At 49.8% G+C, this 831-nt stretch carries 2 tRNA genes and 2 rRNA genes; all 4 read right to left on the bottom strand.

The features are described 5' to 3' along the window. Window positions 1-97, bottom strand: a 23S ribosomal RNA gene (locus EAH74_RS32915); the annotation flags it as partial. A 250-nt stretch (window positions 98-347) separates the two neighbouring features. Then, a tRNA-Ala gene (locus EAH74_RS32910) sits at window positions 348-423 on the bottom strand. Window positions 424-450: 27 nt separating this feature from the next. Continuing rightward, window positions 451-527 (bottom strand) — tRNA-Ile (locus EAH74_RS32905). Between the two features lie 82 nt (window positions 528-609). Beyond that, window positions 610-831 (bottom strand): 16S ribosomal RNA (locus tag EAH74_RS32900); the annotation flags it as partial.

Genomic DNA, 831 nt, shown 5'->3' with positions numbered 1-831 from the left:
TCTGTTTGCCGACTCCCCGAAGCTTTTCGCAGGCTACCACGTCTTTCATCGCCTCTGACTGCCAAGGCATCCACCGTATGCGCTTCTTCACTTGACCATATAACCCCAAGCAATCTGGTTATACTGTGAAGACGACATTCGCCGAAAATTCGATTCTTGCTCATAACGAGCAACTCACAAATTTTACCTTAGCCTGATCCGTTACCAGTGAAAGTAACGTCCAGTCTATCTTTCTATCACATACCCAAATTTTTAAAGAACGATCTAATCCAAAGACTAGAAATCAACATTCACCATCRTCACGATGGAATGCTCATTTCTAAGCTTTCAACAAACAGAAGCAGTAGTGGTGGAGCCAAACGGGATCGAACCGTTGACCTCCTGCGTGCAAGGCAGGCGCTCTCCCAGCTGAGCTATGGCCCCGTATTTCTACAGGTTCCCACACAAAATTGGTGGGTCTGGGCAGATTCGAACTGCCGACCTCACCCTTATCAGGGGTGCGCTCTAACCAACTGAGCTACAGACCCAATTTCGGGCTGCTTCTTATCGTCTTCTTCAATGAATCAAGCAATTCGTGTGGGAGCTTATGGAGCAGCTGATGTCGTCGATTAAGGAGGTGATCCAGCCGCAGGTTCCCCTACGGCTACCTTGTTACGACTTCACCCCAGTCATGAATCACACCGTGGTAACCGTCCTCCCGAAGGTTAGACTAGCTACTTCTGGTGCAACCCACTCCCATGGTGTGACGGGCGGTGTGTACAAGGCCCGGGAACGTATTCACCGCGACATTCTGATTCGCGATTACTAGCGATTCCGACTTCACGCAGTCGA

The sequence above is a fragment of the Pseudomonas mandelii genome, from assembly GCF_006438925.1.
In the GTDB taxonomy this organism is placed as follows: Bacteria; Pseudomonadota; Gammaproteobacteria; order Pseudomonadales; family Pseudomonadaceae; genus Aquipseudomonas; species Aquipseudomonas mandelii_C.
This window is presented reverse-complemented; position numbering and strand designations above follow the sequence as displayed.